Consider the following 23,528-nt stretch of genomic DNA (forward strand, 5'->3'; position numbering starts at 1 on the left):
TGCCCGAGCGACGAAAGTGCGGTGGCACCGCGAGTTGCCCTTCTCGCCCGCACTCCCAAGGGATCATGACGAGGTCCTTTGGAGGACTGCTGTGATCCATCCGACGAGCCGTGTACTGGTCGCTGACCTGCGAGAACACGTCGGAGAGTCTGTTTCGATCTCAGGATGGGTGAACACCCTTCGCCTGCAGAGCAAGATCCAGTTCGTGGTCGTGAGGGACCACACCGGCATGGCCCAGGTCACGCACAAGCGAGGTGGCGCTGGTGACGTTGTCGAGGCGGAGTTGGAGCGTCTGACCACGGAGTCAGCCGTCCGCATCACCGGCCGCGTGGTCGACAACCCCATCGTCAAGCTCGGTGGACTGGAGATCATCCCCGAGTCCGTCGAGATCCTGAACCTGGCCGAAACCCCTCTGCCCATCGACGAGCACACCGGGCTCGAGCAGCGTCTGGACTGGCGCTTCCTGGACGTGCGTCGCCGTTTCCCCGCTCAGTTGCTCTTCGCTGTGCAGACCACCCTCGAGCAGGGCATGCGCGAGTACGCCTACGCGCAGGGGTGCACCGAGATGCACACCCCCAAGCTGATGGGCACCGCCTCGGAGTCCGGCGCCGAGGTGTTCAAGCTCGGCTACTTCGACCGAGACGCCTATCTGGCCCAGTCACCGCAGTTCTTCAAGCAGATGGCGATCGCGGCCGGTATCGACAAGGTTTTCGAGATCGGTCCTGTCTTCCGTGCCGAACCTTCCTTCACCTCCCGGCACGCGACCGAGTTCACCGGCGTGGACGTCGAGCTGGCCTGGATCTCGGACGTCGAAGACGTCATGGCCTTCGAGGAGCGGATGCTCGCGCACGCGCTGGCCAAGGTCGCCGACGCCCACGGTGAGGCGATCCAGGAAGCGTTCGGCGTCGACGTGACGGTCCCGTCGGCGCCGTTCCCGCGAATCACCATGGCCGAAGCCCAGGACATCCTCCGCGCCGGGGGCTGGGACCCCGAAGGCGGCAAGGAGGACCTGGACCCGGAGGGGGAACGCGGGATCGCCGCCCACATCCAGCGAGAGACGGGGCATGAGTTCGTCTTCGTCACTGACTACCCGGCCAGTATCCGGCCCTTCTACCACATGCGTCCGGTCGGACGGCCCGACCTCACGTGCAGCTTCGACCTGTTGTGGAAGGGGTTGGAGATCACCACGGGTGCCCAGCGTGAGCACCGGTACGACGTCCTGCTCAAGCAGGCCGCCGAGAAGGACATGAACACCGGGCCCATGCAGGACTACCTGAACACCTTCCGGTACGGCTGCCCGCCGCACGGCGGTCTCGGTATGGGCCTCAGCCGTGTCCTGATGGTGCTGCTCGGTCTGGACTCCATCCGCGAGGCCAGCTTCCTCTTCCGTGGCCCCAACCGACTGACGCCGTAGAGACGCGCCTGAGGGTGGTCCTGCCCGTCGTGGCAGGACCACCCCGGTTCCCGTCAGTAGCGGGTGTTGCGCAGGTCGTGGAGCCAGGCTTCGGCGGGATGGTCGTCCCAGTAGCGGCGCAGGGCCACTTCCCGTTCGGCGTAGACGCCGTGGTGGCACAGGGCGCCGTGGGAGAGGTTGATGCTCATGCTGAGCGGTGTCTCACTGGTGACCCAGTGGGGTGTGAGGGCGTGGCTCCACAGCATGTCTCCCGGCTTCATGCGGATGGAGAGACGCTCAGCTTCGATATGGGCGGGCGGTTCTTCGGCTGTGGTTTTGCCGATGACGGCGTCCTCCGCCGCGAGGACTCGGTCAGGGTCGACGTAGCTGTGGAACGTCTTGACACCCTCGACCTGCCACACCAGTCCATGAGAGTTGTCGTTGTGGTAGGTCGAGGCGGCGCCCTGACTGGAGATGAACAGCAGTGGAGCACATCGCTGCCAGGTGAAGCCCTGCGCTGAGAGAAACGTGCGCCACGGGGTCATGACGTCGTCCTGGAAGCCCTCCAGGAAGTCCTTGTAGAAGCGGCTCAGGTTGAAGTGCACCAGCCGAAAGCGCCAGGTCAGCAGCTCCTCCAGCGGTGCGCTCCGGAAGGCCGCCGTGCGGTCCAGACGGACCTGCCAGTCGTCCGGATCGAGGACGGTGTAGCGCACCTCGTTGTCGCGTCTGATGTGGTCGAGGACGTCAACGGCCATCGGAAACTGGAAGTCGAAGGGGACCAAGGGGGCCGCGACAGGGAAGTTCGGTGGTGTCCGCCAACGGGCGATGAACTCTTCGGATGTCGTGACGGGTGTCTGCACGAATGACCTCGCACGGTGTCAGGGGCGGCAGATGGCAGCGCACTCTGTTGTGACCCGGTCGGTGGTCGGCCGGACGAGGAACTCCCTGACGTCAGACCGGGGTTGGTGGGTGCTCACGCCGACTTCGCTGTACGGGCAGCGCCTCAGCTGGCCCTCAGCGGAGACGTACAGCGCTCGCGACTGGCAGAGGTGCCGGCATCCTGGTGAGCTCCGCATGGACCGCAGATGGGCGAGGTAGTCGCGAAAGCCATCCCCGAGATTGAAGTGACGCTCGAGTACGGCCGCATCGAGTTGTTGCCGCTCCTCGTAGCCAGCCACGGTCATCCGGGCACGGTGGATCGCGTGCCCGTCGAGCAAGACCGGGCTGAACTGGAGCTCCGTGCCCGCCTCCGCCACGAGCCGCGCCAGCTCACGGCATTCGTCGTCAGTGAGGTCCCAGTAGCTGACGTGCAGGACGCTTGCGGGAGCGTCGATCGTCAGCAGGGTATTGATTCCCGACCCTACGCAACGCTTGGTCCGGCCCAGCTTCATCGCACCGCGCGAATCCGCGGAGACAGTCACGTTCTCCACGAGATGTACGACCTCAGCGAGAGCGGTGACCTCGGCCTCGGTACGGGCCGAGGTCACCACGGAGACGGGCAGGCCGAACTGGTGAGCGAGGCGGATCAGTTGGCGGAGCTCGGGGTGATGCGTCGGCTCACCGCCCGTGAGGCAGATACTCTCGACGCCGATCTCCCTGAGGCGGGACAGGGAACGGGTGTACGTCGCGACGTCCAGGAATCCGTGGGCCCGATCGGCCCGGAAGCAGAATCCGCACGCGACGGCGCAGTGCCCGGCGGTGGAGACGAGCGCGGTCCGGAACCGTAGGGTGCTCATTGCACCCCCGTGTTGTCCCAGACCGCGATCTCGACCGTTCCGGTGTAGAAGGCGCACATCTCCTCATCAGGCGCGTCCGCACCCACCAGGGCCTGCTCATTGCGTGACGGCCCGCCGCAGATGGCCAGCGCTGGACAGTCGCCGCATTTCTCGTACGGGGCGACTTCCTTGGCGACGCCACCCAACAGCTCCGGGCCAGCGCGCAACTCATCGAGCGTGTGGATGAAGCTGGGCTCGGTGAAGTTGATGTCGCACAGGCTGATCCTGTTGCCGGGCAGCAGGGCAGCGTTGAGGCTTCGGTCACCCTGCATGTGGTCGAAGAGCATCGGGCGCCGGGTATCGAGAGCCTGGAAGGCACGGTCGAGGACGGAGAAGAGCATGCCGCCCTTGCTGAGCGCGGTGAGCCGGGCCTCATAGAGTTCGCGCGCGAGGTCGCCTCCCTTGACGCGCCAGCGCCCTCCGGAGGGGATCGGGGTGTTGACGTAGATGAACTTCAGCCCGAGTTCCTCGATGATCCACGAGACCGTCTCGCCGAGCTGACCGATGTTGGCCGCCGTCGGTGTGAGGTTGCATCCCACGTAGAGGCCATCGGCCTCCAGCAGGCGCCCTACGTTGGCGCCGATGCGGCCGTCGGCGGATTGACCGCCGAGAAGCCTGCGGTTGACGGCGTTGATGGCCGGCGGGCCATCGACCGAGATGCCGATGCCGTACTGGTACCGGACGAAGTGCCCAAGCATCTCGTCCGTGAGACGGGCTCCGTTGGTGACGACGGTGCGGCGGATCCGCTCGACGTCGTACCGTGACGCGAGCTCGTCAGCCAGCGCATCGCCGTAGCGCATGAGGTCGAACCGGATCGTCGGCTCACCACCGAACCACTGGATCGAGACTTCCCGCTGCCCGGCGTTCTGTTCGAAGAGATACGTCAACCCCTCTGCGAGCTCCTCGTGTGTCATGTCGGGCTTGCCGGTGTTGGTGTCGACGAAGCAGTACGTGCACGCCATGTTGCAGCGGTCGGTGAGTACGACGCGCAGACCGCTGATCCGGCTGGGTGTCGGGGCCAGGCCCAGGTCGTGGAGGCGGGTACGGAGGGCTTCACGCCGGTCGGTCGGCGGTCCGTCCGGGGTGAAGCCAAGCCCAGCGAGGGCGTCATGAGTCGCGGTCGGGGGAACCGCGGAGAGGTCAGCGACCTCCCCGCGGTCGAGGTACACGCTGTCCAGACCGACCGGGTCGAGGAGCACGGACTCCCCGTCCCGGTCGTACTGGACGTACTTCCCCCACAGGAGCTGGGAAGAAGAGGTCATAGTGTCAGGCCGTTTCCTCTTCGCTGATGCCCAGTTCGGCCATGGCCTCGCGGATGGTCTTCTCGTACGTGGCTTGGAGTTCGGCCGAGGCGGCGGGCGAACCGCCATCCGCCAGGACGATCACGCCGGGCAGGGTGGGGTTGGGGGCGATGACGGCGATCCCGGCGGGCTCAGTGCTGATCGCCATGATGGCGCCCTCGACGGTCACCCAGTCGAGCTTGTCCTTGACGGCTTCGAGAATCCTGCTCTGCTGCTCCTGGAAGGACTCGCGCTCTCCCATCCAGACCCCGGCCTTGCTCTTGGAGTCCACGACGTCGGCGTAGATGAGGTGGTCGGTCTTGCTGCGACGAGCAGTCGGCATGTCCTACCTCTCTTCGATCGGTACGGAGCCGTTGTGCTCCGTGTGGCAGCAGACTGCCTGTAATCAGCGTCAAGCGCGCTGTCACGCCGCTGCACCCCTGCGGAACCGCCGTCGCTCACGCGTGCCATGAGCGGGAATGCGGCCATCGCACGATTCTCTGCCGCAGGTGTTGAAGTCGCGCTGAATGCCTGTCGCAGCGATAGGCATTCAGCACCGGTCGAGGCGCTCTACGCTATTAACGTCGTTGGTGTCGGTCGAAGGAGTTTCGGTGGGCTCAGTGCAGCGCTGGACCGGAAGGGAGGCGTGCGCACTGCGACGGGCGATGCGCAAAAGCGTGCGTGGCTTCGCCTCCTACCTCGGCGTCAGCGATCGGACGGTGTCCAACTGGGAATCCCGGGGCGGAAAGATCGAACTCGTACCGGACTCTCAAGCGCTGTTGGATACGGCTCTGGAACGCAGCGGCCCAGAAGTTCAGCAGCGGTTCTGGGACGCTGTCGGTGAGCCGAAGCCCGCTCCCACGGCCACACCGGACAGTTACTTCCCGATACCCATTCCGGAGCCCGGCTTGGTGCACAGGCCAAACGACTTCGAAGGACTCGTCTCCGTACTGCGGGAGGCGTCGACGGCCGAGGGCATCGCCACGGCAGCGGTCTGCGGTCCGGGCGGCTTCGGGAAGACCACGCTGGCAACCCAGGTATCCCACGACCCACGCGTCCAAGAGCTCTTTCCAGAGCTCTTGTGGGTGGAGACCGGTCAGGGATGTACCCCCGCCAGGGTGGTCGAGCTCATCTCCGATCTCTGTGTGCACCTGGACGGCAGCCGACCAGCACTCGCCGACCCAGAGCAGGCAGGTTTCCACCTTGCCCGACTTCTTCAGGGGCGCCGAGCACTCCTGGTCATCGACAACGTCTGGTCCGCCGCAGACCTCAGCCCATTCCTCTTGGGAGGAGAGGAATGCGTCCGGCTCGTCACCACCCGCAACATCCGCGTGTGTCCTTCCGCAGCCCGTGTCGTCCGCCTCGGGCCTATGACTTCCACCGAAATAAGAGAACTGCTCACCCGCAACGTCGCAACCCTTGACCAGCAGGAAGCGGCGCAACTGGCTCACGGGTGCGGTGGATGGCCGCTGCTGGCCGCCATCGTCGGCTCCAACATCTCGCAGGACGTCACCGCCGGAGCACCAGTAGACCGCATCGCCTTGGAAGCAAGCGAGACCCTCCGCACCCACGGTCCCCAAGCATTCGACGTCTGGGACACGGATCAGCGGAAGAACGCGATCGGACAAGCGATCGCGTCGAGTCTGCGCAGCCTCGACGAAAGCGTCGTCATCGCTGGTCGCTCCGATCTCAAGGACCGCTACCTCTCGCTTGCCGTCTTCCCACCCGCGGCGCCCATTCCCGTGTCGGTCCTCACGCACTGGTGGCACAACGCCTACGGGTGGCCTGCCCACGCCGTGCGGCAGTTCTGTCGGCTCCTGGCCGACAGGTCACTCCTCAGCGCCTACCTCGCCGATCGTGACGCGGTCATCCTCCACGATGTCTTCCGTTCCTACCTGCGGCACACGATCGGAGAAGACTGGTCCGCACTCCACCGATCCTTGATCGATACCTACCGGCAGACCACCGATGGCCAGTGGGAGACGCTGAACAGCGCTCACACCTACCTATGGCGAAACCTTCCGTACCACCTTCACGAAGCCGACTTGGACACCGAACTGGTCAGCCTGCTCGCCTCCCCTGAGTACATCGTGCACAAGGTGAATCGCGTCGGGCACCAGGCGCTGACAGCGGACGCGGCCGTGCTGGACTCACTACCTCGCCAGCACGAGGACTCGCATCCCCAGCACCATGTCTGGATGACAGCCCGCATGATGGCCGAGGCCGGGTACCTCCTGAGCGGGCTGGCCAACCCCGCTGACATCGCCGCGACCCTCGCCATCGCCTTGAAGCGATCGCCGCTCCCCTCTGCCGCCAGGGCGTTGGATGACCTGGCCCGATCCGGAACCACCCTCCAGGCCCAGTGGCTGCGCCATCCCGACGTCGAACAGCGGCCAGAGGAACCGGGCGGACACGTCGGGGCCGTGGTCAGCGTTTCCACCGCCAATCGCCTCGTAGCCTCGGGCGGGGAGGACGGAGCCGTCCGGCTGTGGGATTTCGACACCCGCAGACTGCTTCGCGCCCACCACGGACACACCGGCTGGGTCTTCGCCACCGCACTCTCCCCAGACGGGCTGATTGTCGCGTCAGCCGGAGACGACGCGGTGATCCGACTGTGGCGGACCGACACCGGCGAACCGGTCGGAGCCCTGACGGGCCACAGCAGACGAATCCGCAGCCTCGCCTTCTCACCCTCCGGGGCCTTCCTCGTTTCCGGCGCCGAAGACGGAGCCATCTGCGCCTGGGATGTCGAGCGTCTGGTGCTCGTACGCAAGATGCAGACAACCGGGACTCCGATCTGGTCCGTCGCAGTCGGAAGCGAGGCCGAGCCCGCCATCGCCGCGGCGGGCGAGGACGAGTTCGTCCGACTCTACGACTTGGGCACCGGCAACCTGCTGGATGAGCACGCCGCACACCGGGACTGGGTGCGCTCAGTCGCATTCGCTCCACAGTCTTCCGTACTGGCGTCCGGCTCCGGCGATCACTCCGTGCACGTCTGGAACACCAGCGAACGTCGCCTGACGCCCATACGCCAAATTTCGGACCTCAACGCGCGAGTGCGTGCCGTCGCCCTCTCCGCGCGGGCCGACGTCATTCTCGCCGCGACAGAGGAACCGAGAATCCAGGCATTCACTTCGAATGGGACGGCTGGCGATGTGCGGCTGCCTCCCGGGGTTGACTGGGTACGATCAGTCGCCCGCGCGAACGACGGCACCGTGGTCGCAGGATGTGAAGACGGTGGCATCCGCTTGTGGAATGCCGCCGGTCGCGGTGAGTTCGAGACGCTGGGCGTGGGCTCGAACACCGTATGGTCCACGCAGTTCGCCGCCGGAGGCCGGATCGCGGCGGCTGGCGATGGCGCGGGTTCTGTCGAACTCCTCGACGCGGAGACATCCGCACTCCGCCGCAAGCTTTCAGCAGCCCACGGACGGGTGTGGTCTCTGGCTGGGAGCGATGAGTACATGGCGGCAGCGTGTGGCGACGGCACGGTCAAAGCCTGGGCCTTGGGCAACGCGAGCTGGGAGCTCACCCTGAACCGGGACGTCACCCGCACCTGGGCTGTGGCCATGGCCAGGTCTACGCCGCGACTGGCCGCGAGTACGGGCGATGGATACATCCGCTGCTGGGACCTTCCCAACGGCGCACTGCTCTGGTCCCAAAACGTCCGTGCCGGCCGTCTGCGCTCGATCGCTTTCGACGACAGCGGTGAGGTACTGGCCGCATGCGGCGGCGACGGCTCCGTCCGCGTCTGGCAGGCGCCCGATGGGGAATTCAGGAGTCGCTTCACCAATCCCAGCGGGTGGGCTCGCTCGGTCACCCTCGACAGCAAGGGGACGCGGGCCGCCGTCGGGGCAGGCACCGGCGAGATCCCCGTGCGTGACCTCCGCGCTGACCGATTCACCGCCCACCTGTCCGGACACACCGGCCGCATCCTCATGCTCGGCTTCGCCAGCCACGAAGATCACCTGGTATCAGCCGCCGCCGATGGGACCGTGCGGCTGTGGTCACTCAGCGAGCAGCGGCAGATCGCCGAGGTCCGCGTCGACGCCTCACTGCACTGCGCGGCGTACGACGGGGCGAAGGACCAGGTGCTCGTCGGAAGCGCGGCGGGTGTCGTGGCGTTGAGGATCAGGAACTGACGAGCGGTACACGAGAAGCCGAGGAGAGATGGCAGTGGAAGCATCTGGCAGCACTAGCGGGACCGACGCTCCGGTGATCATGGGCGACACCCCCGGAACGTTCGCGTGGGGTGTCCTCACCAAGCGCCACCCGGCCCTGATCCAGCAGGTCCGCGACGCCTTCCCCTACGCTCCCGAACAGCACCAGGCCCTCGACACCCTGCTGGAAGAGATCACCGAAGGCGTCATCGAGCCGCTGCCGACAGCCGCGCACGACCACAGCACCTGGGCCGCCTGGGGGCGCGAACACTTCGGGTGTTCGTGGTTCGACGCCCCGTTCCTGTGGGCCGAGAGCTACTTCTACCGCAAGCTCCTCCAAGCCGTCGGATACTTCGCCCCCGGCCCCTGGCAGGGAGTGGACCCTTTCGCCCCCTTCAAGCAGGCCGAGCTGCGCAGCGAGGAAATGGCCGAGGAGCTGGGCGCCCTTGACGACCTGGCGGCACGGCCGGAACATGAGCAGGCCGAAGCACTGCTGCACGCATCGCTCTGGGGCAACCGCGCCGACCTCGGCTTCCGTATCTCCGCCGAAGACGCGGCGCACAGCGCTGCGGTCTCCTACTTGGTCGCCGACGACAGCTCCCTGCTCTGGTCACTCCTGACCGCCGACGAACCGGTCACCGTCAACGTGGTCGCGGACAACGCGGGTCGCGAACTCATCCCGGATCTGGTCCTCATCGACCACCTGCTCCGGCACCGCCACGCCAGTATCGTCACGCTGCACGTCAAGCCCTACCCCTACTACGTCTCCGACGCCATGACGGCAGACGTCATCGACTGCCTCCGGCGACTGCTCCAGGCTTCGGGCCGAGCCGGTGAGATCGGTCAGCGCTTGTGGCAGGCCATGAGCGCAGGCCAGCTCACGGTGGACGCCCACCCGTTCTTCTGCGCGCCGCTGCCGTACCGGGACATGCCCGAGGACCTGCGCGCGGAGCTCTCCGAGGCCGACGTCACCATCCTTAAGGGCGACCTCAACTACCGCCGCCTGGTGGGCGACCAGCTCTGGGAACCCACGATCCCTTTCCAAGACGTCACGGCATACTTTCCCGGGCCGGTCGCCGCTCTGCGCACCCTGAAGTCCGACGTCATCACTGGCCTGCGCGAGGAGACGCTGGCCGGACTTGAGGGAAGCGGCCAGGACTGGCGTACCAATGGCACCCACGCCCTCATCCAAGCTCGCCGGTAAGTAGGGGCAACGCTGCTCTCGGTCCATCTGATAGGAGAAGTGAGTTTCGTATTCACGCTCAGGGCGGCCTATGCCCCCTGCCAGAACGTCGCATGCGGTTTGGGTGCCGTGGCCGGACTCGAGCGCCTCTAGTCTCAGGACATGGCCTCTGATCCCACGGAATCCTTCGCCCGCCCGAGGGTTGCCGCTGGCGCTCTGTTCTTCGATCACCTCGGTCGGGTGATGATGGTGGTCCCCTCTTACAAGGACTACCTGGATATCCCTGGCGGCTACATCGAGCACGGGGAGACCCCGACCCAGGCCGTGGCGCGTGAGGTGAAGGAGGAGCTGGGGATCATTCCGCCGATCGGACGACTCCTCGTTGTCGACTGGGCGCCCAACCCCTCCGAGGGCGACAAGCAGCTCTTCGTCTTCGACGGGGGAGTGCTCGACCAGGGCTGGCTGGACCAGATCGTCCTCGACCCAGCCGAGCTGACCGGGTACGAATTCCATGACGTGGCCTCGATTACGGAGGTGACGATCCCCCGGCTCGCGCGCAGGATCACCCATGGCACTCGCGCCCGTGGGGAGGGCACGACGGTCTACCTGGAGAATGGCGAGACGGTCTCGTAGGCGTTTACTCGCTGGTGGAGTGGAGTGTGTCAACGAAGGCGTGCCATTCGAGGCCGTTGAAGGTCAGGTGTCCCGACTCGCGGTTCTGGGTGTCGCGCACGTCCGCTCCGGTGCTGTGCTCGCGGACCTCGACGCACTCGTTCGACCCGCCGCTGTAGCTGCTCTTGTGCCAGTCACTCATCGTCGATCTTCCTCATCTCGTCGCGGATGGCCTGCAAGGTCTCCTGCGGGTCGCGGGCCGCTCCCTGGAGGGCCGTGAACAGCAAGCGGCTACGAAAGATACCAGCGGAATCGGTGATGATTCGGCCTTCTTCAGCGGATTCCATGTAGACCACTTCCGGCTCGTCCGCGGTCGTGATGATGCGCCTGGGACCTGAGTTCCCCGCGTGACGAGAAGAGTTCGTCGGCACCATCTGCACGATCAACCGGTCGCTGTCCACAAGGCTAGCGACATGGGCGAGCTGGTCCCGTTGGATCCCCGGGGAACCGTAGCGGCGGGCTAGCACGCTCTGGTCGATGATCAACCAGAGTGAGGGGAGTTCGGTCTTCGCCATGCGCTCCGCGCGTTCTCGGCGCTCCTTGGCGAGTGCTCGGACCTCCTGACTGGACAGCCAGGGGGATCCGTAGCGGATGAGCGCGTGGGCGTACTCCTCTGTCTGAAGGTATGAGGGGAACACCAGGGGCTGGTACTCGAACAGGGCGTCGGCGGCGTGGGTGCGCTTGGTGACCTCGTGCAGCCACACCTGACGGCCGGAGCCCGTCAGCTCCTCCCAGAGCTGCTCCAGCCTGCCGTCGCTCTCCAGGATCTCGTCGAGGAACTTCCGTAGCCACGGCCGGGCCATCGCCCGGCCGTTCTCGATGTCGGACACGTGCGAGTCACTGATCGTCGTGCCGCGCTGGCTCACCCGCCGGGCCAGGGCCTGTTGGGTGAGCTCGGCTTCCGTGCGCAGCCTGCGCAGTTCCCGTCCGAAGGCCTTGAGGGCACGTTCGTCTGTGTGCATGAGGCCATGTGACCACAAAGAGTCACGGATGGTGGGGGATTCCACAGAATTCCAGAGGCCCATGGAAGATTCGGGAACTCTCCGTGCAGCCTTCACCGGGCGATCGTCCTAGCCACATCCTTTTCGCGCGGGCTCTCCCACAGCGGCCAAGGCGACAGCGAAAGGACCCGGTGGAAAACCATGGCTTCAGTCCAGCCGACGATCGATCTGCCCAGGCGCATCCCTCGCACGAACCCCGATGTGAGCGGCCTGGTGTGCGGTCCCGACCCCGAGCATGTGCGGACCGCACGCCGATGGGCCACGCACGCCATCAGGGCGACGCCTTCAGCGGCCCAACCCCTGGTCGTGTCGCTGGCCGAACTCCACACCAACGCCTTGAGGCACACCGCCTCGGGGCTTCCCTATGGTCGGGTGCGGATCGAGATCGAGCGGCGCCGCCGCCTCTTCCTGCTCCGTGTCACCGACGACGGTCCCCGGCCGGGCGCGAAGGTCACCGTTCCCGAAGTCGCCACCGCGGCCGGCCCGGAGAAGCGGGGAGCCCTCGTGGCTGAAGGCGGGTACGGGTTGGCGCTGGTGGACGCCCTGGCCCTGTACTGGGACTTCACCGGCCAGCGGGGCGGGCCGTTGACGGTTCGTGCCGCTTTCGACCGGTCCGGGCGCACCCGTCAGCCATGGTGATTCTGGGTCCGGTGATGTTTCCGGGCCACAGGTGTTGAAGAACCTCGTTCACCCAAGCCACCATCAACCACCCCAGCGAAACCGGCACCGTTTTCGCTGGTAGTGGGAACTTTGTTCCCTTTGTGTGGCGTGGGTGGGAAGCGCAGTTTCGGGGCGTGCGACCCCGGGGCCAATGACACCCGCCCCGCCCCAGTGGCAGAGATGAAGGTGCCCCGATCGGTGTTGGAGTCACCGAGTCGGGGCGTGATCAACCACCTGAACACAGCAGGAGGATGACCGTGCAACACACTACCGGCCGTCACCGCAGGCGGCAGCGAACCCTCGCGGGCCAACTGTGGGCCCTTGCCACCGCGACGTTGGCCGCGATGCTGACGTTCGTGTTCGTCCCCGACCCACCCAAGCGGGAGAGGACCGCGACCTCTCCGGTACCTGAACGCCCCCGGCCGCCTGCTCCGGCCGTGTCGGCAGCCGTGTCCGAACCGAGTACCTCTCCGAGGCGGGTGGCGTCGGTCGACGAGGTGGCCGGGTACTGGGAGCGCGACGACCAGGTGGAAGAGCTCGACTCGGTGCCCGAGTTCGACCCCGAGGAGGAGTGGGGTGCGCTCGTGCGCCCCTACATGCCCCCGCCAACCCAGATTTGGGCGCGGGTTCCCCGCCCCCGCGTTCCTGAGGGTGACCTGTTGGCCGCTCCGCCGCAGCGGGCTCCGGACGACCTGGCTGATCTCGCCGCGGTGGTCCGGACCTATCTCAACACGGTTGGCTGAGCGGTTCGGATCAGGATGAGGGTGGTGTCGCTTCAGCGGCACCACCCGCCTACTTCATGGGTGGGCGTGATCGCAGCAACATCCACCCACGCCTGGATCTCCGAGGGCGGAGATTCGGGTGCTCGGTGTCGCATCCGGGCCTTCCTCGTCTCCATAGGGAGGTGAAAGGCGGAGAAGGGCGACGACCCCTTGGAGGGTGCGTGTGAACGAGTACGAGCAGACACTGTCGAGGTTGGCTCCCCGGATCACCGACCGGGATCGGCAGATCCTGGTCGGGTTGTGGGAGCACCAGGTGATGACCACCCACCACCTGCACCGCATCTACTTCCCCGAGGCCGGACCCCGCCGGGCTCGCTCCCGGCTGCTGTCTCTGTACCGGTACGGGCTGCTCAACCGGTTTCGCCGCCACGCCCACGACCGCAACGCCCCTGACCATTGGATCCTGTCCCCGACCGGAGCAGTGTTGGTCGCCCTGTACCAGGGCAAGGAGCCCGAGGAGCTGCACTTCCGCTCCGACCGGGCTCTGGCGTTGGCCCACTCGCCCCGCCTGGACCACATCCTCGGCCTGGCCCAGACCCGCGCGGAGTTCACCGAGAGCGCCCGTGAGGTGGGTGCTGATCTGCTTCGGTGGAGGTCCGAGCGCGAGTGTAAGGAGCGGTGGGGCCGCTACATCCGCCCGGACGCCCTCGTGCGCTGGGAGCAGGGCGTCACCGTGGTGGACGCGTTCGTGGAGTACGACACCGGCACCGAACCCCTCACCCAGCTCAAGAGGAAGATGCCGGGGTACGCGCTTCTGGCCCAGACCAGCAAGTTGCCGTCGATCGTGCTGTTCGTGGTCCACTCCGACCGGCGCGAGGACAACGCGGCGCGCACGCTCGCCTCCTCCTGCACCGGCACGGTGGGGGTGTACCTGACCACCCACCACCGCCTGGCGGTGCAGGGGGCGGGCGCGCCGATCTGGCGGCTGGCTCACTGCCGTGACCGGGTGGAGCTGCGCGATATCCCCAACGCTTATCCCTGCGAGAAGAAAGACAATTCCTAGCCCTCTTATCACGGCGAACATTCCCGATTTCAGTCGCCGAAAAGCGGACGTGTATTCGGTGGTGGCGAGAAGAGACAAGGGATGTTTGGTGGGGTCCAGTGAAGCTTCGGCGGGCGGTCGTGGCCGTGGTGGGAGTACTCCGTTGGCGGGCCTGTGACTCCGCCTGTGACTGGGCCGGTAAGTGGGCCGTTACCGCGTCCGCCTTGGCCTCCGTCTGGTGCTCCCTCCTTGGGTGGACCACCCTCGGTGGTGTGTTCAGTGCAGGTCGGGCGGGTTGTGGGGTGGTCCACCGGCCGCCCCGGCTGTATACCCAAGTGGGTAGTCCTCTTCACGTAGGGCGCGCGGCGCCCGGGGTGTGCGGGGGCGGGACCGCCCCCGCACACCCACCCCACGACGGTCTCACCATCCCCACCCACCCGCCCTCTTCCACCCTTTCTTGCCCACCAATTAATCCTTTTGTTGAGCATCTCCATGGCGAGGGTCGATGCAGCCAAGATCGCGCAGCCAGGCGAGAGTCATGGCGGCGCGCCTTTTCTTCTCGCGCCGCTTTTTCTTGGCTGCCGCGAATTGCTTCGCCGCTCGCCGGGCGAGCACCGGCGGCGCCGCGTGACCGCCACCTTGTGCTCGCGGGTCGGGTGTCGCATCTGCGGTGGGGCCGTCTTCATAGGAGGTCGTCAAGGGGGAAGCGCCGACGGATCCGGACGGATCACGAAAGGGTGGACATGGGGGACACGAATCGGCAGACGCCGCTGGTGGGCCATGTGACGGCGGGGACACCGCGCCCGCGCCCCACGGGCCGGGGCGGTGTGTCAGGGGCGGACGGGCGGTTTGGTGGCCCCACACGCCCCGACCCGGGCGACGGGGGCTGGCAGGCCCATGCGGCGTGTTGGGGGATGGACCCTGACCTGTGGTTCCCGGCCCAGGGTGGGTCGGTGCGTGCGGCCAAGCGGGTGTGCCGGGTGTGTCCGGTACAGGTCAACTGTCTGGCCGAGGCGATCAAGCGCGGCGAGCTGTACGGGGTGTGGGGCGGTGCCTCAGAGGACGAGCGACGCCAGTTCCGCACCGCACACCGGGTCGAGCGTGGGGGAGGTGCTGATGGCCGAGGTCGAGCGGCCTGACGAGGTCGGGCCGGACCGGTTGTTGACGATCCCGCAGGCAGCTCAGGTGTTGGCGGTTCCGGAGTCGTGGCTGCGGGAGCGGGTCCGGCTACGGAAGGTGCCGCATCGCAGGCTCGGCAAGCACGTCCGCTTCACCACCCAGGACCTGGAGCAGATCGTGGAGCGAGCCGCCCAACAGGTGGTGCCCGCACGGCGAACCTTCCAAGGGCGCCCGTACAAGAGATAGGGAGAAGGAGCAGCGGGCCGGTGGGGTGGGTGAACGCCCGCCCCACCGGCCCTCCTGGCTCCCGATCTCTCGGTCAGGAGATGAGCCGCAGGCGCTTCCCGCCGTCCGGATCCAGGTGGGGTGCCGGAGCGGTGGGTGGGCCGTCGATGGCCTCGATGATGGCATCGTCGATGTCTGTGACCAGGTGCCCGTAGCGGTCCATGGTGGTGGTGATCGACTTGTGTCCGAGCCTGCGCTGGATCTTGAACACGTGCACGTCCTTGTCGATCAGCCACGCCACGTGGGTGTGGCGCAGGTCGTGGATACGCGGCTTCTTGGCCAGGCCCCTCTCGCGGGCCTTCTTCACGGCGGGGACCCAGCGCCGTGAGTAGAAGGAGGAGTGCCGCCACCACGCTCCCGTTTCGGTGGTGAACACGAAGTCCTCGGCATCCTTCCCCTTCAATCGTGCCTGGATGAGGTTGATGGTGCCGGGCGAGAGCGGCACTCGCCTGCGGGAGTTGCGGGTCTTGGGCGGGCCGAGCTTGAAGGTGTTGTCGCTCTGGCGCTTCCACGCCCTCCGCACGTCCAGGTAGCCGCGCACGGTGGCCGTGCCGTCGGCTCCGACCGCTCGGGTGATGGTGATGTCGCGGACCTGGAGGGCGACCAGTTCGCTGTAGCGCAGGCCGGTGCGCACGAACACCTCCAGCATGTCCCGCACGTCGGCGTGGGCGGCATCGCGCAGGATCTCGAACTCCTCACGGGTCAGAAAGCACATCTCCTGGTCGCCCTCGCCGTCGTCCACGCGGGGCAGGCGGGTGCGGGCGGCGGGGTTGGAGTGGCGTAGCGGCGGGTCCTCGCGGACGGCGGCCTCGCAGACGGTGAACAGCAGCGCGTGCAGGTTCTGGATCGACTTCGGTGCGAGCGGCGGGCGCAGCCACCCGTTCTTCTGTCCGCGTTTGGCGCCCTTCTTGCTGCCCTTGCCGTTGTTGGGGTTGACGGGGGTCCTGGGGTCGGGGATTCCGGCCTGGAGGTGGTTGACCCAGGCCCGCACGTCCTTGGGCTTGAGCTGGGACGTGTCGCGCAGGTTCACCTTCCCGAAGTGGGGGAGCAGGTGGCGGTTGAGGTCGCGGTGGTAGTCGGCGCGGGTGCGTTCGTCGATGCCGGACATGGAGTCGATCAGGTCGCGGGCGAAGTCGGCGAACAGCACCGGTTCGTCTTCGGGCTCGTCGTCGGTGTTCACCCACCCGTGTCCGGGGACCCACCCCTGCGCCCATCCTTTGCGGGGGATCCAGTTCTCCGGCCACAGGTGGCCCGCTGCCTCGACGTGGAGTTTGAAGGTGTAGGCGTCGGCGTGGACGTCGAACGGTTCGGACTGGGGTGCACCGTCACGGGTGCCGCCAAGCCGCCATTTCACCCAGTACCGGATGCGCCCGTTGGCCAGTGTGCGCTGGTTGATGGTTGCCATGCGTGGACCATCGCTTGGGTGGGCGCCAAAGCGAAGGGAATCGGCGGAAGATCTTGGAGAACCTTCGACCCGGGCGCCGCGGTGGGCGATCCATCCGCGTTCGCGCAGGTTGTCGGCCTCACAGGCTGGGTCCGTGCACCCGCGTGCACCCCGGCTGGGGGTGTGTATGACGGGATGGGCGGAGCACACCCACCGGCCCGATCCCGGCCCCGTGCACCCGCTGGTGCACCCCAACACGAAGACGGCCCCTGGCGTGCGCAGCGTTAGCGCACGTCAGGGGCCGTTTTTGATGCCGAGCGGATGACGGGAATCGAACCCGCGTTATCAGCTTGGGAAGCCGACAACGCTTCTGGGTGCTGACCTCGTGCCTCGCCTACCTGCGTTGATGTGGTCCGTCTGTCCGCGATTCCCCGTGGTTCCCCGATGTTGACCGCCTCGTGTGGCACGTGTGTGGCACGGAAACCGCCTACGGTTCGGCTCGTCTGGAGGGGCGGAAGACGTCGGCGTGGAGCATGGAGAGCTCGATCCACGGCGGGTCGCCGTCTTCCCGTACCCGGGCGACGACGGCGCTTCGCTCTGTTCCGATGGCCGGGTAGTCCCTGGGCTCAGCCCGATCGCGTAGCGGTGAGTCGATGACGATCCCGTCCACGGACGCACCGATGTATTCGTGGCCGATGATCTGGACCATAACTCCCCACGGCTCGTGGCTCGTGATCCTGGCCCGCACGAGATCGCCTGGTCTCAGGTCGGTCGTTCGTCTGGTGGGAAAGTCGTCCGCTTCCGTGGCCAATCGTGTTGTCCTTCCATCGCCGTGTCTCCGCGGGACCGGTTCGGCTCGCATCTATACACCCCTGTCACAGGGGAGGGCCACCACGGTTTTGGTCCGAGGTGCCCGATAGCGCCGGAATGAGCAACCCATGACAGTCGTATTCCGCTGTCGGGTGCCTCGGGATCCGAACACGCCAGCAACCACGGTGGGCCGCCCGGGGGCGGTACTGGTTCTGTCGGATCAGCCCCGGTGCCGCTCCTCCGCTCCGCCCGGTGTCCGGCTCGGGACCGGGCGGCAGCCCGCAGCCCGAGACGGGCGGCGGGCCGCGCGACGGCGCTCGCGCCGTCGCCTTGATCCCATAAAGCCCAATTCGGCAACGAGGCCAGTGGACCTATGACGCGACGGGTTGTGCTCCCTCCCACGCCAGCGTGAAGCTCCGTGCGTAGGTCTCGGCCATGTCCGGGGACAGGGTTCGGTCGATCTCGACCACGGGCGACTTCGCCGCTGGAAGGCCATAGATGTGCTGGTTGACCAGAAGCCGCCTTTCCGTCAGGTAGACGGAGTTGTACAGGATTGTGGAATGAGTCCTGACCTCGACGCCTTCGACACCCAGGAGGGGACGGAAGAGGGCAAGTGCGTTCCTCGCCCTGGCGGCCAAGGCGTCTCCGATCTCCTCGTCCTCCCCGCGCTGCCTGACCTCTGGGGAATCAGGGTCTCCGAGCAGGATCCGGACGCTCACGCCGTCACGGGCCCTCGCGGCCAGGAGCTCCAGCATGCCCGCGTCGTCAGCGAGGAAGAGGCCGCTGTAGACGAGGATGCCGATCTCCTGCTTCGCCTCGGCGAAGAGAGCGCACCATGCTTCCCGTGGCACTTCCCAGCGGTGGGCGAACACGCGGTAGGCGTGCTCGAAGAGGGGAGGGTCCTCCTCCGGCTCCGGAGCCCCCTGCGGCCATAGATCCTCCTCGTCCACTTGGAGAAGATCGGCGACCGCCCAGCGGTGGCGGGGGTAGGGCCGCTGACCCGAAAGCCATCGGCGGACGGTCTTGGGGTCGACTCCGAGACGTGCGGCTACGTCGGTCTCGGTGAGTCGGGACGCGGCCAGTGCCTTCCGCAGTGCAGTGTTCACGTCGGTGCCCTCCGGGGGTACGGGACCCCGACGATAACAGAAGACGTCCCTAGACGTCCCTCAGCTTGTCCGATACGTGGTACACATGTCCGCCTACTCAGAGCATCGTTTCCCACGTAACGAAGGCTCCTGCGAGTCCCTCGGACTCCCAGGTGTCTGACCCGACCGAGTAGGGGCGGAACATGCGGAACCCGTTCGCGTACGTCCGGAAACGAGCACCCTCCACGAACCGAGTCCCCAGAGCCACGCCGTGCACGGGGCTTGCCTTCACACCGCCGCCGTCCGTATATGCGGTCGCTCCCCTGGTACGTGTGGCCCGGCCCTACGTGCTCCACGTGGAGAGGCTGCGCGCTGCTCGTCTCGTCGACCAGACCCGGACCGGCCTGGAAGTCCTTTTGGAGATCTCGCGAATGGAGGTGATGGCGGCGTGAGCGCGAAAACCGGGCCGGACATCCTGCTTCGACTGCTCAAGAGCCACTACGGCGACCAGTGGTCCATCCGGCGTCACGGACGCCTGTGGGTCGCCACCACCACGAACGCTGACGCGACGCACGCTCCCACGCTCATCGAGGAGAACGTGGAGGTCTTCGCCAACCAGCTTGAGCATCCCCCCAACGGGATCGGGAACGCGGACCTGCTTCCCGCGCGGATCGCCCAGGGCGGCCGTCGCATCGGGGGTGCCGAAGACGGTCCTCCGGAGGGGTGAGGACCGGCCGCGGGCCGACGCTCGAGTTCGTCCGTGACCAGCTTCGGTGCTGCGGTTGGGGCGTCCGCTTGGTGGTGATCGGGGGGAGGGTCTACAGGCCCGGTCATCACCGGCGGGCGTCCGTAGAAGTCCTACAGTCATCTGGAGACAGTTGGACTCAGTTGGACTCGGTGGGACTCAAAGTCCGACCGCTGGCTTTTCTCGGAGGAATCCGCTTGAACTCGCGTACCCCGTGGGGGACCTACAACCAGATCGCGGAGGTCCTCCGCTCCCGCATCGCCGCTGGGGACCTCGCACCTGGGGACGCGCTTCCCTCGGAGGCGGCGCTCGGAGACGAGTTCAGTGTCTCCCGCACGACCGTTCGCCGCGCCCTGGCCCTGCTGGAGGCGGATCGACTGATCAAGGCCCTTCCCGGGACGGGCCGGGTCGTGTGCACCGAGGAAGAACGCCAAAGTAAGGAACCGGGCTCTGCGCCTCCTGCTCAGTATCGGCGGATCGCCGCTGACCTGCGGGACCGGATCACCAGTGGTGAACTCGCGCCCGGTGACGCTCTGCCCAGTGAGGCCGCGCTTGTCCGGCAGTACGACGTATCGCGGGGGACGGCGCGACAGGCTCTCTCCGAACTGGAGGGAACCGGGCTCGTGGTCGCCGTGCACGGCAAGGGCCGGTTCGTCAAAGGCCCGGACACGGCCGCGGGTTAGCCTGGCACATGTGGGACATGTTCACTGGGCGCGGGATCTCGCGCGAGAGTTGCTCGAACGACCGTTGCCCCGGCGCTGGGCGCACACACAGGGTGTGGCGGAACAGGCACGCTCCCTGAACGGGGTTCTCGGGGAGGACGCGGATCTCCTCGAAGCCTCGGCCTGGCTGCATGACATCGGGTACTCACCGGACCTGGCGACGACTGGCTTCCATCCCCTCGACGGTGCTCGCTACCTCCGGGACGTCCAGAAAGCTGATCACGAGTTGTGCTCCCTGGTCGCCTACCACTCCGGCGCCGTCGTGGAAGCCGAAGAACGCGGCATACCGGGTGTGCTCGAAGGCGAGTTCACGCACCCTCGGCAAGATCTGCTGGAAGCGCTCACCTACTCGGATATGACCACGGGGCCGGACGGCACCCATCTACCGGTCGAACGCCGGTTGTCGGAGATTCTGGAGCGCTACGCCCCTGACCACCTCGTGCATCGTGCGATCACCCGTTCCTCACCGATGCTGACGTCGGCGGTGCGGGCCGTGGAACAGCGTTTGGCCAACGCTCACTGAGGTCACCCGATGTGCATCGGTCCGCCGCTGAGGAAGTGATCCACACGTAGCCGCATCGAACGGTCCATCGTGTACGTCGCCAACTCCGCCCGGGGAACCCAGACGACTTCCTTGGACTCGCTGCTGGGCCTCGGCTCACCCGAGACGGGGTGGGCTGTGAACGCGATGGAGAATTCCTGGCGGGCCTCGCCGTCGCTGGTGTAGTAGATGATGTGCTTCGGGTCGCTGTAGATCCCGACGGTTCCGGTGATCTCGCAGGTGATCCCAGTCTCTTCGAGGGTCTCCCGCACCGCGGCTTGGGGAACCGACTCGCCCAGGTCGATGGCTCCCCCGGGAACCGCCCAGTTGTCGTTGTCGGTGCGACGGATCATCAGGACCTCGTCGTGCTCGTTGACGACGAAGACGTTCACCGAGGGGACGAGACTGTTCGCGGCCGGTGCCTCGGGGTCGTCGTAGTAGTCGATCCGCTTACCCATGGGCCTTTCCTCAACTGAATGCGTCACGTAGTTCAGGGCGCGGTTGATGTGCTGAGAGACCTGCGCAGGAGAAACGCCGAGGCTTTCGAGCACGGACGATGCCGTGTTGTTCTGATCGTGCAACAGTCCGGAAAGCAGATGCTCCGTACCTATGGCGTTGTGATCCCGATAAGTCGCTGCGTGGAGGGCTCCCACCAATGCGGTCTTAGCATCCGGATGGAAGGGTAGGTGTTTCGGCCGGAACCAGATTTTTCGCTCGCCGGTCTTGGCCGTTTTCGCCCGAACCGCCTCGTAGTCGACGTTGAAGAACTTCAGGGTGTGGGCGGCAATGCCCTCGCGTTCCGCAATGATGCCGAGAAGCAGGTGTTCGGTTCCGATGTAGGTGTGCTTGAGTGTCTTTGCTCCGTGCTCGGCTAGGCCGACCACTTGCCGGGCCTGTGGTGTGTATCTCTCGAACATGGCTACTGCTCTCGCATCAGGCGGAGTGTGGAGGCCTGATCATGACTGTACTTCGCGATTTCGTCCAAGGTTCGGTGTACGTGCTGAACAACGTCTTCAGGAGGAATGCCGAGGTTCTGGAGGACGTGGGACGCCACGTTGTGTTCTTTGCGCAACAGTCCGAGAAGTATGTGTTCTGTCCCGATGAAGTTGTGCTCTCGCCCTATGGCGGCGTAAAGCGATCCCTCCAAGGCATTCCTGGCCTCGGGGTCGAATCGTCGATGGTACCTGAGGGTCCAACTCTTTCGTTCGCCGAGGTGGGCCACTTCTGTTCGAGCAGCCTCGTAGTCCAGTCCGAGAGAGGCCAACGTGCTGGCCGCGAGACCGTTGCCTTCCAGGGCCAGCCCCAATAGCAGATGCCCGCTGCCGATACGTCTGTGCTTGAGTGCAACCGCTTCGCTCTGTGCCTGCACGACTGCATCTCCTGCTTGGTCGGTGAACCGTTCGAACATGCCCCTCAGTTTCGCATCAGTCGAGGGGGGTCGCCTGGTCCCAGACCTTCTCGAAGCTCTCCATGTAGGTGCTCATCATCCCACCGCCGGGAATCTTGCGAAGGTGGAAGACCGGCGCCTGGGCCGCCGGAGCACCGTAGACGTGGGTGTTCACCAAGAGCTCGTCGTCGGCGCGGTACAGCGAGTTGTACAGAGTCGTCCCGTGCAAGCGGTACTCAGCACCCTCGACTGCACGTACTGGCTTGTGCATCAGGATGACGTTCTTGATCTTCGAGGCCATCAGCTCGTCGATGCCCTCGTCCCGGCCTCGCTGCGCGACGGCTTCACTTTCGGGATCACCCAGGAGGATCCGCACACGGACACCTGAACGGGCCTTGTCCGCCAGGAGCTTGAGCATGCTCGGGTCGTCCGCGAGGAAGAACCCGCTGAAGATGAGGATCGAGATCTCTTCCTCGGCGCTCTTGAAGAGGCGCTTCCACAGGTCGGGAGGGACGCTCCACCGGTGGGGGTAGATCTCGATGATCTCGCTTTGCGATGCCGCCTTGCTCTGTTCCGGGCTCAGGGCCTCGGGCCAGATGTAGGTCTCTTCGACTCCGAGGTAGGCCGCGGCCGAGTAGCGATGCCGTCGGTAGGGTGTGCGGCCCTGCGTGATCCAGCGCTCGACGCTTTTCGCGTCGACACCGATCGCTTCGGCCACGTCGGCCGGTGTGACGCCACGCTGAAGGAGCGCGGCTCGCAACCTCTCGTTCGGCATGTACCCCGTGGTTCGCAGGATGTCTAGGGACGCGCTCACATTATCGAGACGTCCCGAACACGTCCAGCCATGTAGTGATCTCGTCCCGTCCCCTCAAGGGATCGTGGTCACTGTCGCCGGAACTTCTGGTGGCAGCGGATTCGACGGGCTTCCTCAACTTCTTCCGTCTACCGCTAGTCGCGAGTATCGATACATGCTATACATGTATCTAAATTGGTTCGAGTGGTCGCCTGGCGATCACCGGCAAGGGTTCTGACCTGTGTGAACGACGAGAAGAGGACTGCCGATATGGCTATTCAGGGTGCGTTGCCGGTGGAGTTCGGGACCGTGTTCCCGCACGGGGCCTTCGCTCTGGGGGTGGAGGCGATCACTGACTTCGAGACCAAGCGGCCCCAGTTGGACAAGGAATCGGGGTTGCCGTTGTGGGCGGTGGACGTGATCGACGCCGACCCCGAAGCCCGGGGCAAGGCCAAGTCGGTCAAGGTCAAGGTCGCCGCCCAGGTGTGCCCGACCCTGCCGGACGAGGTCCCCGGGCTGCCGTTCCGCCCGATCGAGTTCGAATCCATGGCGGTCATGCCCTACGTGGACGACAACGGCCGCCGCCCCCGGGTGGCGTACTCCCTGCGGGCTCGGGGCGTGAAGGCTCCCGGCGCCGCTGGTGGTCGTCGCTCCCAGACCAAGGACGCCGCCTGACCCCCGCCTGAACGTGAAGCGGGGCGGCCTGGTGCTCCAACACCTAGCCGCCCCTGAACCCCTCCCCGTTACCCGCGAAAGCTTCGTGAAGAGGTGC

The 23,528-nt window shown here is 66.2% G+C and carries 25 protein-coding genes and 1 pseudogene; 13 read left to right on the forward strand and 13 right to left on the reverse strand.

Features of this window, described 5'->3' with window-relative positions; translation table 11 throughout:
* Positions 1-91 precede the first annotated feature (91 nt).
* Positions 92-1,414 carry an aspartate--tRNA(Asn) ligase gene (aspS, locus tag KIK06_RS24080; protein ID WP_268645210.1) on the forward strand — a complete coding sequence of 441 codons (1,323 nt, stop codon included), beginning with the start codon at positions 92-94 and terminating at the stop codon, positions 1,412-1,414.
* Positions 1,415-1,467: 53 nt separating this feature from the next.
* Here aspS and KIK06_RS24085 read toward each other — a convergent pair whose 3' ends face one another.
* The 4 genes from KIK06_RS24085 to KIK06_RS24100 all read right to left on the reverse strand — a co-directional run bounded on the left by KIK06_RS24085 (position 1,468) and on the right by KIK06_RS24100 (position 4,791).
* Entirely contained in the window at positions 1,468-2,148 is a 681-nt protein-coding gene (locus tag KIK06_RS24085) for a hypothetical protein (protein ID WP_268645211.1), read from the reverse strand.
* A 123-nt stretch (positions 2,149-2,271) separates the two neighbouring features.
* Positions 2,272-3,129 (reverse strand): radical SAM protein, encoded by an 858-nt coding sequence (locus tag KIK06_RS24090; RefSeq protein WP_268645212.1) that lies wholly within the window; start codon positions 3,127-3,129, stop codon positions 2,272-2,274.
* Positions 3,126-4,430: a radical SAM protein gene (locus KIK06_RS24095; protein WP_268645213.1), complete on the reverse strand. Its 1,305-nt coding sequence runs from the start codon at positions 4,428-4,430 to the stop codon at positions 3,126-3,128. The genes KIK06_RS24090 and KIK06_RS24095 overlap by 4 nt, the downstream gene beginning before the upstream one ends.
* A 4-nt stretch (positions 4,431-4,434) precedes the next feature.
* Complete coding sequence (locus tag KIK06_RS24100; RefSeq protein WP_268645214.1) at positions 4,435-4,791, reverse strand: hypothetical protein; 357 nt, start codon at positions 4,789-4,791, stop codon at positions 4,435-4,437.
* 268 nt (positions 4,792-5,059) lie between these two features.
* Between KIK06_RS24100 and KIK06_RS24105 the strand changes: the two genes are divergently transcribed.
* The 3 genes from KIK06_RS24105 (at position 5,060) to KIK06_RS24115 (ending at position 10,421) form a co-directional block, all read left to right on the forward strand.
* Positions 5,060-8,587, forward strand: coding sequence for an NB-ARC domain-containing protein (locus tag KIK06_RS24105; RefSeq protein WP_268645215.1), 3,528 nt, complete (start codon positions 5,060-5,062; stop codon positions 8,585-8,587).
* Between the two features lie 28 nt (positions 8,588-8,615).
* Positions 8,616-9,809, forward strand: coding sequence for a damage-control phosphatase ARMT1 family protein (locus KIK06_RS24110; protein ID WP_268645216.1), 1,194 nt, complete (start codon positions 8,616-8,618; stop codon positions 9,807-9,809).
* Positions 9,810-9,950: 141 nt separating this feature from the next.
* Entirely contained in the window at positions 9,951-10,421 is a 471-nt protein-coding gene (locus tag KIK06_RS24115) for an NUDIX domain-containing protein (RefSeq protein ID WP_268645217.1), read from the forward strand.
* Positions 10,422-10,425: 4 nt separating this feature from the next.
* Here the strand turns inward: KIK06_RS24115 and KIK06_RS24120 are convergent, their stop codons facing one another.
* Positions 10,426-10,602: a DUF397 domain-containing protein gene (locus KIK06_RS24120; RefSeq protein WP_268645218.1), complete on the reverse strand. Its 177-nt coding sequence runs from the start codon at positions 10,600-10,602 to the stop codon at positions 10,426-10,428.
* Positions 10,595-11,422, reverse strand: coding sequence for a helix-turn-helix domain-containing protein (locus KIK06_RS24125; protein ID WP_268645219.1), 828 nt, complete (start codon positions 11,420-11,422; stop codon positions 10,595-10,597). The genes KIK06_RS24120 and KIK06_RS24125 overlap by 8 nt, the downstream gene beginning before the upstream one ends.
* A gap of 180 nt (positions 11,423-11,602) precedes the next feature.
* Between KIK06_RS24125 and KIK06_RS24130 the strand changes: the two genes are divergently transcribed.
* The 5 genes from KIK06_RS24130 to KIK06_RS24150 all read left to right on the forward strand — a co-directional run bounded on the left by KIK06_RS24130 (position 11,603) and on the right by KIK06_RS24150 (position 15,250).
* Complete coding sequence (locus tag KIK06_RS24130) at positions 11,603-12,100, forward strand: ATP-binding protein (protein ID WP_268645220.1); 498 nt, start codon at positions 11,603-11,605, stop codon at positions 12,098-12,100.
* A 272-nt stretch (positions 12,101-12,372) separates the two neighbouring features.
* Entirely contained in the window at positions 12,373-12,864 is a 492-nt protein-coding gene (locus tag KIK06_RS24135; protein ID WP_268645221.1) for a hypothetical protein, read from the forward strand.
* A 202-nt stretch (positions 12,865-13,066) separates the two neighbouring features.
* The gene (locus tag KIK06_RS24140) at positions 13,067-13,906 is read left to right on the forward strand and encodes a replication-relaxation family protein (RefSeq protein WP_268645222.1); all 840 of its coding nucleotides are present in this window, start codon (positions 13,067-13,069) and stop codon (positions 13,904-13,906) included.
* Positions 13,907-14,628: 722 nt separating this feature from the next.
* The gene (locus tag KIK06_RS24145; protein ID WP_268645223.1) at positions 14,629-15,024 is read left to right on the forward strand and encodes a WhiB family transcriptional regulator; all 396 of its coding nucleotides are present in this window, start codon (positions 14,629-14,631) and stop codon (positions 15,022-15,024) included.
* A complete protein-coding gene (locus tag KIK06_RS24150; protein ID WP_268645224.1) occupies positions 15,002-15,250 on the forward strand; it encodes a helix-turn-helix domain-containing protein in 249 nt (82 codons plus the stop codon). Before KIK06_RS24145 ends, KIK06_RS24150 begins: the two co-directional genes overlap by 23 nt.
* Positions 15,251-15,323: 73 nt before the next feature.
* Here KIK06_RS24150 and KIK06_RS24155 read toward each other — a convergent pair whose 3' ends face one another.
* The 3 genes from KIK06_RS24155 to KIK06_RS24165 form a co-directional block, all read right to left on the reverse strand.
* Complete coding sequence (locus KIK06_RS24155) at positions 15,324-16,694, reverse strand: tyrosine-type recombinase/integrase (protein WP_268645225.1); 1,371 nt, start codon at positions 16,692-16,694, stop codon at positions 15,324-15,326.
* A gap of 466 nt (positions 16,695-17,160) precedes the next feature.
* Positions 17,161-17,382, reverse strand: a complete 222-nt coding sequence (locus KIK06_RS24160; RefSeq protein WP_268645226.1) for a hypothetical protein — start codon at positions 17,380-17,382, stop codon at positions 17,161-17,163.
* 472 nt (positions 17,383-17,854) lie between these two features.
* Positions 17,855-18,589 carry a helix-turn-helix domain-containing protein gene (locus KIK06_RS24165; RefSeq protein WP_268645227.1) on the reverse strand — a complete coding sequence of 245 codons (735 nt, stop codon included), beginning with the start codon at positions 18,587-18,589 and terminating at the stop codon, positions 17,855-17,857.
* A gap of 427 nt (positions 18,590-19,016) precedes the next feature.
* On the opposite strand from KIK06_RS24165, the gene KIK06_RS24170 reads away from it, so the two are divergent.
* From KIK06_RS24170 to KIK06_RS24180, 3 genes are all read left to right on the forward strand, one after another.
* Positions 19,017-19,295: a hypothetical protein gene (locus KIK06_RS24170; protein WP_268645228.1), complete on the forward strand. Its 279-nt coding sequence runs from the start codon at positions 19,017-19,019 to the stop codon at positions 19,293-19,295.
* Positions 19,296-19,510: 215 nt separating this feature from the next.
* Positions 19,511-19,996: a GntR family transcriptional regulator gene (locus tag KIK06_RS24175; protein WP_268645229.1), complete on the forward strand. Its 486-nt coding sequence runs from the start codon at positions 19,511-19,513 to the stop codon at positions 19,994-19,996.
* 94 nt (positions 19,997-20,090) lie between these two features.
* Positions 20,091-20,558, forward strand: a complete 468-nt coding sequence (locus KIK06_RS24180) for an HD domain-containing protein (RefSeq protein WP_442789796.1) — start codon at positions 20,091-20,093, stop codon at positions 20,556-20,558.
* 2 nt (positions 20,559-20,560) lie between these two features.
* Here the strand turns inward: KIK06_RS24180 and KIK06_RS24185 are convergent, their stop codons facing one another.
* The 4 genes and pseudogenes from KIK06_RS24185 to KIK06_RS24200 form a co-directional block, all read right to left on the reverse strand.
* A complete protein-coding gene (locus KIK06_RS24185) occupies positions 20,561-21,034 on the reverse strand; it encodes an NUDIX hydrolase (protein ID WP_268646166.1) in 474 nt (157 codons plus the stop codon).
* A gap of 45 nt (positions 21,035-21,079) precedes the next feature.
* A pseudogene (locus KIK06_RS24190) lies at positions 21,080-21,493 on the reverse strand (Clp protease N-terminal domain-containing protein); the annotation flags it as partial.
* Between the two features lie 2 nt (positions 21,494-21,495).
* Entirely contained in the window at positions 21,496-21,984 is a 489-nt protein-coding gene (locus KIK06_RS24195; protein ID WP_268645230.1) for a Clp protease N-terminal domain-containing protein, read from the reverse strand.
* A 16-nt stretch (positions 21,985-22,000) separates the two neighbouring features.
* Positions 22,001-22,738, reverse strand: a complete 738-nt coding sequence (locus KIK06_RS24200) for a DUF5919 domain-containing protein (protein WP_268645231.1) — start codon at positions 22,736-22,738, stop codon at positions 22,001-22,003.
* A gap of 288 nt (positions 22,739-23,026) precedes the next feature.
* Here KIK06_RS24200 and KIK06_RS24205 point away from each other — a divergent pair, with 288 nt between their 5' ends.
* Complete coding sequence (locus KIK06_RS24205) at positions 23,027-23,431, forward strand: plasmid replication, integration and excision activator (RefSeq protein WP_268645232.1); 405 nt, start codon at positions 23,027-23,029, stop codon at positions 23,429-23,431.
* Positions 23,432-23,528: the final 97 nt, after the last annotated feature.

This window comes from Nocardiopsis sp. EMB25 (assembly GCF_026797795.1).
Lineage (GTDB): Bacteria > Actinomycetota > Actinomycetes > Streptosporangiales > Streptosporangiaceae > Nocardiopsis > Nocardiopsis lucentensis.

Bases quoted from the DNA above. Each gene is read 5' to 3' on its own strand.
- KIK06_RS24085 (WP_268645211.1), bottom strand. From the start codon at position 2,148: ATGGCCGTTGACGTCCTCGACCACATCAGACGCGACAACGAGGTGCGC.
- KIK06_RS24090 (WP_268645212.1), bottom strand. From the start codon at position 3,129: ATGAGCACCCTACGGTTCCGGACCGCGCTCGTCTCCACCGCCGGGCAC.
- KIK06_RS24095 (WP_268645213.1), bottom strand. From the start codon at position 4,430: ATGACCTCTTCTTCCCAGCTCCTGTGGGGGAAGTACGTCCAGTACGAC.
- KIK06_RS24100 (WP_268645214.1), bottom strand. From the start codon at position 4,791: ATGCCGACTGCTCGTCGCAGCAAGACCGACCACCTCATCTACGCCGAC.
- KIK06_RS24110 (WP_268645216.1), top strand. From the start codon at position 8,616: ATGGCAGTGGAAGCATCTGGCAGCACTAGCGGGACCGACGCTCCGGTG.
- KIK06_RS24115 (WP_268645217.1), top strand. From the start codon at position 9,951: ATGGCCTCTGATCCCACGGAATCCTTCGCCCGCCCGAGGGTTGCCGCT.
- KIK06_RS24120 (WP_268645218.1), bottom strand. From the start codon at position 10,602: ATGAGTGACTGGCACAAGAGCAGCTACAGCGGCGGGTCGAACGAGTGC.
- KIK06_RS24125 (WP_268645219.1), bottom strand. From the start codon at position 11,422: ATGCACACAGACGAACGTGCCCTCAAGGCCTTCGGACGGGAACTGCGC.
- KIK06_RS24130 (WP_268645220.1), top strand. From the start codon at position 11,603: ATGGCTTCAGTCCAGCCGACGATCGATCTGCCCAGGCGCATCCCTCGC.
- KIK06_RS24135 (WP_268645221.1), top strand. From the start codon at position 12,373: ATGACCGTGCAACACACTACCGGCCGTCACCGCAGGCGGCAGCGAACC.
- KIK06_RS24145 (WP_268645223.1), top strand. From the start codon at position 14,629: ATGGGGGACACGAATCGGCAGACGCCGCTGGTGGGCCATGTGACGGCG.
- KIK06_RS24150 (WP_268645224.1), top strand. From the start codon at position 15,002: ATGGCCGAGGTCGAGCGGCCTGACGAGGTCGGGCCGGACCGGTTGTTG.
- KIK06_RS24155 (WP_268645225.1), bottom strand. From the start codon at position 16,694: ATGGCAACCATCAACCAGCGCACACTGGCCAACGGGCGCATCCGGTAC.
- KIK06_RS24160 (WP_268645226.1), bottom strand. From the start codon at position 17,382: ATGGTCCAGATCATCGGCCACGAATACATCGGTGCGTCCGTGGACGGG.
- KIK06_RS24185 (WP_268646166.1), bottom strand. From the start codon at position 21,034: ATGGGTAAGCGGATCGACTACTACGACGACCCCGAGGCACCGGCCGCG.
- KIK06_RS24195 (WP_268645230.1), bottom strand. From the start codon at position 21,984: ATGTTCGAACGGTTCACCGACCAAGCAGGAGATGCAGTCGTGCAGGCA.
- KIK06_RS24200 (WP_268645231.1), bottom strand. From the start codon at position 22,738: ATGCCGAACGAGAGGTTGCGAGCCGCGCTCCTTCAGCGTGGCGTCACA.
- KIK06_RS24205 (WP_268645232.1), top strand. From the start codon at position 23,027: ATGGCTATTCAGGGTGCGTTGCCGGTGGAGTTCGGGACCGTGTTCCCG.